The organism is Escherichia sp. WS547 (genome assembly GCF_046486065.1).
Lineage (GTDB): Bacteria > Pseudomonadota > Gammaproteobacteria > Enterobacterales > Enterobacteriaceae > Escherichia > Escherichia coli.
In genome coordinates this window covers 83,465-90,794 of record NZ_JBJQMA010000021.1, presented here as the reverse complement: position 1 = coordinate 90,794, position 7,330 = coordinate 83,465, and the positions used below count along the sequence as shown (strand labels likewise).

4 protein-coding genes and 1 pseudogene are annotated in these 7,330 nt (G+C 46.9%); 3 read left to right on the top strand and 2 right to left on the bottom strand.

Translation table 11 applies throughout. From position 1 onward, the window contains the following. Positions 1 to 224: 224 nt before the first annotated feature. Positions 225 to 1,655 (top strand): DUF945 family protein, encoded by a 1,431-nt coding sequence (locus ACJHWK_RS17985; RefSeq protein ID WP_001521787.1) that lies wholly within the window; start codon positions 225 to 227, stop codon positions 1,653 to 1,655. 40 nt (positions 1,656 to 1,695) lie between these two features. On the opposite strand, the gene ACJHWK_RS17980 is transcribed toward ACJHWK_RS17985, so the two are convergent. After that, positions 1,696 to 2,628, bottom strand: coding sequence for an acyltransferase (locus tag ACJHWK_RS17980; protein WP_001521788.1), 933 nt, complete (start codon positions 2,626 to 2,628; stop codon positions 1,696 to 1,698). Positions 2,629 to 2,991: 363 nt separating this feature from the next. Here ACJHWK_RS17980 and polA point away from each other — a divergent pair, with 363 nt between their 5' ends. Next, a complete protein-coding gene (gene polA / locus ACJHWK_RS17975) occupies positions 2,992 to 5,778 on the top strand; it encodes a DNA polymerase I (RefSeq protein ID WP_000250006.1) in 2,787 nt (928 codons plus the stop codon). Positions 5,779 to 6,159: 381 nt separating this feature from the next. Here polA and yihA read toward each other — a convergent pair whose 3' ends face one another. Next, positions 6,160 to 6,792 carry a ribosome biogenesis GTP-binding protein YihA/YsxC gene (gene yihA, locus ACJHWK_RS17970; RefSeq protein WP_000183349.1) on the bottom strand — a complete coding sequence of 211 codons (633 nt, stop codon included), beginning with the start codon at positions 6,790 to 6,792 and terminating at the stop codon, positions 6,160 to 6,162. Between the two features lie 296 nt (positions 6,793 to 7,088). Here yihA and ACJHWK_RS17965 point away from each other — a divergent pair. Further along, positions 7,089 to 7,255: pseudogene (locus tag ACJHWK_RS17965) on the top strand (hypothetical protein). Positions 7,256 to 7,330: the final 75 nt, after the last annotated feature.

Here is a 7,330-nt window from a genome sequence, read left to right as displayed (position 1 = left end):
TAAGTAACGAAGTTGGATGCAAATGTCAGATCGTGTGCGCCTGTTAGGGCGCGGCTGGTAAGAGAGCCTTATAGGCGCATTTGAAAAACCTCCGGCTATGCCGGAGGATATATATTTATTATTTAATAAATATAAATACATTCTGATAATGCGTCCTGCCGCTGGACATTATTTCAGCATAAGTGGATATTCAAAGTTTTGCTGTTTTATCAGGGAATATTTATATGATACGTAAGTCAGCTACAGGTGTTATTGTTGCGTTAGCCGTAATCTGGGGGGGTGGCACATGGTACACAGGTACGCAAATTCAGCCTGGTGTCGAAAAGTTTATTAAAGATTTTAACGATGCTAAAAAGAAAGGTGAACATGCCTACGATATGACGTTAAGTTATAAAAACTTTGACAAAGGCTTTTTTAATTCTCATTTTCAAATGCAAATAACATTTGATAACGGTGCACCCGATCTCAATATCAAGCCAGGCCAGAAAGTTGCATTTGATGTGGATGTTGAGCACGGTCCGTTGCCCATCACAATGTTAATGCGTAGTAATGTCATCCCCGCACTGGCAGCGGCAAAAGTGAACTTAGTGAATAATGAACTGACACAACCGCTATTTATCGCCGCAAAAAATAAATCGCCCGTGGAAGCGACATTGCGATTCGCGTTTGGTGGCTCATTCTCCACGACATTAGATGTTGCCCCTGCAAAATATGGAAAGTTTTCTTTTGGTGAGGGCCAGTTTACTTTTAATGGTGATGGTAGTTCATTGTCTAACCTGGATATTGAAGGCAAAGTCGAAGATATTGTTCTGCAATTATCACCAATGAACAAAGTAACGGCGAAAAGTTTTACCATTGATTCTCTGGCGCGATTAGAAGAAAAGAAATTTCCGGTTGGTGAAAGCGAGTCGAAATTTAATCAGATTAACATTATCAATCACGGGGAAGACGTTGCCCAAATCGATGCTTTCGTTGCAAAAACCAGGCTGGATCGCGTTAAAGACAAAGATTATATCAATGTCAATCTGACCTACGAACTTGATAAGTTAACAAAAGGGAATCAGAAACTCGGTAGTGGTGAGTGGTCATTGATTGCTGAATCTATTGATCCCTCAGCGGTGCGCCAATTTATCATCCAGTATAACATTGCGATGCAGAAGCAGCTTGCTGCACACCCTGAGTTAGCAAACGATGAAGTTGCTCTGCAAGAAGTGAATGCTGCATTGTTCAAAGAGTATTTACCGTTATTACAAAAAAGTGAGCCGACCATTAAACAACCGGTAAGATGGAAGAACGCACTCGGCGAACTAAATGCCAATCTGGATATCAGTATTGCCGACCCAGCCAAATCCTCATCATCCACAAACAAAGATATTAAATCGCTCAATTTTGATGTGAAGTTACCGCTTAATGTCGTCACAGAAACCGCAAAACAGCTTAATTTATCTGAAGGGATGGATGCTGAAAAAGCGCAAAAGCAGGCTGATAAACAAATCAGCGGGATGATGACCTTAGGTCAGATGTTTCAGTTAATCACGATTGACAACAATACCGCCTCGCTGCAACTGCGTTATACACCGGGTAAAGTTGTTTTTAACGGACAGGAGATGAGCGAAGAAGAATTTATGTCTCGTGCCGGACGTTTTGTTCATTAAAATACTCACTCGCCTCTGCTCATTCAGAGGCGAGCAAAATTTACTTGTCCTGCCGCTGTGATGACATCAACGACGTCAGAAGCCGGTCTTTTTCCTGCCACAGTGAGTTCAGCCATTGCTGAAAATGGCGCTTAAAGCTTTTGTCATTGATGTAGTCGCCATGTAACTCATCGGCAATAGGCTGTAAATCCACATGTACGACAATCCGCGTCAGTTTACCGCTTAACATATCGAAGAACGGCTGACGGTTATTGTCCGGATAACACAGCGTAACATTAAGCAGTTTATCGAATTGTTTACCCAGTACATTTAGCGCCATCGCAATGCCTGCCGCCTTTGGTGGCAACAAGTTTTGAAAAGTGGAGTGGGTTTGCTGATGTTTTTCTTGCGTGAAACGGGAGCCTTCAACGAAATTGACAATGGTGGTGGGATGCAGGCGAAACTTTTCACAAGAACGCCGAGTGGTTTCAACATCTTTACCACGTCGCTCCGGATGACGTAATAAATAAGCGCGGGAATAACGCTTCATAAACGGCATATCCAGCGCCCAGCATGCCAGGCCAAGAAAAGGCACCCAGGCCAGCTGCTGCTTGAGGAAATATTTATTCATCGGAATGTGCTTACGAAACAGCACGCACAGTACGACAATATCTGCCCAACTACGGTGGTTACAAATAAGCAGATACCAGTTCTTCTTACTTAACCCTTCCAGCCCGTGAACTTCCCATTGCAGGTGTGGGTTCAGATGCAGTAATACCGCAAGGCATTCACACCAGCAATACATCATAAAATCACAAAAGCGCGAAACCTTTCGCCAAATGACTGGCACAGGTAGCAATAGTTTTACAATCCCGGCAATGATGATCGGGACGGAACAAAAAATAGTGACCAAAATGGTCAATACGATACTCAGCAAAAGGGTTATCGCAGCGAGTATTCTCGTCATAATGAATTTATTCAAAAGGTTAGCCATAGACAGTGCGCTAAAGAAGCGCAAGGCGCAGATTTTAGCAGAAAACGACCCAAATAACGGATGATCCTTAAGGAGAAAAATAATTCATATCTATCCACATTAGAAAAAATCCCATTATCTTAATTACTAGGGATGGTCTTATTTTTAACTGCATGAAAAACAAAGACAAACATCATGCTGTAAAAAGCATGATAATAAATTAAAAGCGATGTAAATAATTTATGCACAAAGTTATCCACATGACGATTTGCGAGCGATCCAGAAGATCTACAAAAGATTTTCACGAAAAGCGGTGAAAAACTCATGTTTTCATCCTGTCTGTGGCATCCTTTACCCATAATCTGATAAACAGGCACGGACATTATGGTTCAGATCCCCCAAAATCCACTTATCCTTGTAGATGGTTCATCTTATCTTTATCGCGCATATCACGCGTTTCCCCCGCTGACTAACAGCGCAGGCGAGCCGACCGGTGCGATGTATGGTGTCCTCAACATGCTGCGCAGTCTGATCATGCAATATAAACCGACGCATGCAGCGGTGGTCTTTGACGCCAAGGGAAAAACCTTTCGTGATGAACTGTTTGAACATTACAAATCACATCGCCCGCCAATGCCGGACGATCTGCGAGCACAAATCGAACCTCTGCACGCGATGGTTAAAGCGATGGGACTGCCGCTGCTGGCGGTTTCTGGCGTAGAAGCGGACGACGTTATCGGTACTCTGGCGCGCGAAGCCGAAAAAGCCGGGCGTCCGGTGCTGATCAGCACTGGCGATAAAGATATGGCGCAGCTGGTGACGCCAAATATTACGCTTATCAATACCATGACGAATACCATCCTCGGACCGGAAGAGGTGGTGAATAAGTACGGCGTGCCGCCAGAACTGATCATCGACTTCCTGGCGCTGATGGGTGACTCCTCCGATAACATCCCTGGCGTACCGGGCGTCGGTGAAAAAACCGCGCAGGCATTGCTGCAAGGTCTTGGCGGCCTGGATACGCTGTATGCCGAGCCAGAAAAAATTGCCGGGTTGAGCTTCCGTGGCGCGAAAACAATGGCAGCGAAGCTCGAGCAAAACAAAGAAGTTGCTTATCTCTCATACCAGCTGGCGACGATTAAAACCGACGTTGAACTGGAGCTGACCTGTGAACAACTGGAAGTGCAGCAACCGGCAGCGGAAGAGTTGTTGGGGCTGTTCAAAAAGTATGAGTTCAAACGCTGGACTGCTGATGTCGAAGCGGGCAAATGGTTACAGGCCAAAGGGGCAAAACCAGCCGCGAAGCCACAGGAAACCAGTGTTGCAGACGAAGCACCAGAAGTGACGGCAACGGTGATTTCTTATGACAACTACGTCACCATCCTTGATGAAGAAACACTGAAAGCGTGGATTGCGAAGCTGGAAAAAGCGCCGGTATTTGCATTTGATACCGAAACCGACAGCCTTGATAACATCTCTGCTAACCTGGTCGGGCTTTCTTTTGCTATCGAGCCAGGCGTAGCGGCATATATTCCGGTTGCTCATGATTATCTTGATGCGCCCGATCAAATCTCTCGCGAGCGTGCACTCGAGTTGCTAAAACCGCTGCTGGAAGATGAAAAGGCGCTGAAGGTTGGGCAAAACCTGAAATACGATCGCGGTATTCTGGCGAATTACGGCATTGAGCTGCGTGGGATTGCGTTTGATACCATGCTGGAGTCCTACATTCTCAATAGCGTTGCCGGGCGTCACGATATGGACAGCCTCGCGGAACGTTGGTTGAAGCACAAAACCATCACTTTTGAAGAGATTGCGGGTAAAGGCAAAAATCAACTGACCTTTAACCAGATTGCCCTCGAAGAGGCCGGACGTTACGCCGCCGAAGATGCTGATGTCACCTTGCAGTTGCATCTGAAAATGTGGCCGGATCTGCAAAAACACAAAGGGCCGTTGAACGTCTTCGAGAATATCGAAATGCCGCTGGTGCCAGTGCTTTCACGCATTGAACGTAACGGTGTGAAGATCGATCCGAAAGTGCTGCACAATCATTCTGAAGAGCTCACCCTTCGTCTGGCTGAGCTGGAAAAGAAAGCGCATGAAATTGCAGGTGAGGAATTTAACCTTTCTTCCACCAAGCAGTTACAAACCATTCTGTTTGAAAAACAGGGCATTAAACCGCTGAAGAAAACGCCGGGTGGCGCGCCGTCAACGTCGGAAGAGGTACTGGAAGAACTGGCGCTGGACTATCCGTTGCCAAAAGTGATTCTGGAGTATCGTGGTCTGGCGAAGCTGAAATCGACCTACACCGACAAGCTACCGCTGATGATCAACCCGAAAACCGGGCGTGTACATACCTCTTATCACCAGGCAGTAACCGCAACGGGACGTTTATCGTCAACCGATCCTAACCTGCAAAACATTCCGGTGCGTAACGAAGAAGGTCGTCGTATCCGCCAGGCGTTTATTGCGCCAGAGGATTATGTGATTGTCTCGGCGGACTACTCGCAGATTGAACTGCGCATTATGGCGCATCTCTCGCGTGACAAAGGCTTGCTGACCGCATTCGCGGAAGGAAAAGATATCCACCGGGCTACGGCGGCAGAAGTGTTTGGTTTGCCACTGGAAACCGTAACCAGCGAGCAACGCCGTAGCGCGAAAGCGATCAACTTTGGTCTGATTTATGGCATGAGTGCTTTCGGTCTGGCGCGGCAATTGAACATTCCACGTAAAGAAGCGCAGAAGTACATGGACCTTTACTTCGAACGCTACCCTGGCGTGCTGGAGTATATGGAACGCACCCGTGCTCAGGCGAAAGAGCAGGGCTACGTTGAAACGCTGGACGGACGCCGTCTGTATCTGCCGGATATCAAATCCAGCAATGGGGCTCGTCGTGCAGCGGCTGAACGTGCAGCCATTAACGCGCCAATGCAGGGAACCGCCGCCGACATTATCAAACGGGCGATGATTGCCGTTGATGCGTGGCTACAGGCTGAGCAACCGCGTGTACGTATGATCATGCAGGTACACGATGAACTGGTATTTGAAGTTCATAAAGATGATGTCGATGCCGTCGCGAAGCAGATTCATCAACTGATGGAAAACTGTACCCGTCTGGATGTGCCGTTGCTGGTGGAAGTGGGGAGTGGCGAAAACTGGGATCAGGCGCACTAAGATTCGCCTGAACATGCCCTTTTTTCGTAAGTAAGCAACATAAGCTGTCACGTTTTGTGATGGCTATTAGAAATTCCTATGCAACAACTGAAAAAAAATTACAAAAAGTGCTTTCTGAACTGAACAAAAAAGAGTAAAGTTAGTCGCGTAGGGTACAGAGGTAAGATGTTCTATCTTTCAGACCTTTTACTTCACGTAATCGGATTTGGCTGAATATTTTAGCCGCCCCAATCAGTAATGACTGGGGCGTTTTTTATTGGGCGAAAGAAAAGATCCGTAATGCCTGATACGCCATGTTTATCAGGCCAACGGTAAAATCGTAATCTATTGAATTTACGGGCCGGATACGCCACATCCGGCACAAGCATTAAGGCAAGAAAATCATTCGCCGTCCTGCGTTTCTTCTACAGGCTGCATCTCGCTAAACCAGGTATCCAGTTTCTGCCGCAGCTTGTCCACGCCTTGTTTCTTCAACGAAGAAAACGTTTCAACCTGCACATCACCGTTAAACGCCAGCACCGCTTCACGCACCATATTCAATTGCGCTTTACGTGCGCCGCTTGCCAGTTTGTCCGCTTTGGTCAGCAGCACCAGCACGGCGATATTGCTGTCTACCGCCCACTCAATCATCTGCTGATCCAAATCTTTCAGCGGATGGCGAATATCCATTAGCACCACCAGACCTTGCAGGCTCTGACGTTTTTCGAGGTATTCGCCGAGCGCGCGTTGCCATTTGCGCTTCATCTCTTCCGGGACTTCCGCGTAGCCATAGCCGGGCAGGTCAACCAGACGCTTGCCGTCAGCCACTTCAAACAGGTTGATAAGCTGGGTGCGCCCTGGGGTTTTTGAGGTACGAGCCAGGCTTTTCTGGTTAGTCAGCGTGTTCAGCGCGCTGGATTTACCTGCGTTGGAACGGCCTGCAAAAGCCACTTCAATTCCGGTATCGGAAGGTAGGTGGCGAATATCAGGCGCACTCATCACAAAATGCGTCTGTTGATAATTCAAATTAGTCAAAGCGGTCGTCTCCGTCAGTCAAAGCTTTGCGGCGATTATACCTGAACCATAATAAAAGGCGGATTTTTCGGCGTGAGCGTTGTAAGTAAAAGCCATACTCTTTGTGAGACATTGCCGATAGTCTTTATGCGAAATAGCAGAGAAAATTCTGCGATGCATGTCAAATAAGCTATATAAATCAGTTAATTGCTTTTATATAAAACTCTGAAAATGTGCAAATACTGATGGCGGTTGATTGTTTGTTTAAAGCAAAGGCGTAAAGTAGCACCCATAGAGCGAGGACGCTAACAGGAACAATGACTCAGGATGAGGGTCAGGAGCGCCAGGAGGCGAAGACAGAGGATTGTCAGGAAGACAAACGTCCGGAGACGTAATTAAACGGAAATGGAATCAACACGGATTGTTCCGGCTAATGGAAAAACAGGGTGTGTTGGCGGCCTGCAAGGATTGTAAGACCCGTTAAGGGTTATGAGTCAGGAAAAAAGGCGACAGAGTAATCTGTCGCCTTTTTTCTTTGCTTGCTTTCTGTTAGATTCCG

Coding starts and splice junctions, on each gene's coding strand:
- ACJHWK_RS17985 (WP_001521787.1), top strand. CDS start 225: ATGATACGTAAGTCAGCTACAGGTGTTATTGTTGCGTTAGCCGTAATC.
- ACJHWK_RS17980 (WP_001521788.1), bottom strand. CDS start 2,628: ATGGCTAACCTTTTGAATAAATTCATTATGACGAGAATACTCGCTGCG.
- polA (WP_000250006.1), top strand. CDS start 2,992: ATGGTTCAGATCCCCCAAAATCCACTTATCCTTGTAGATGGTTCATCT.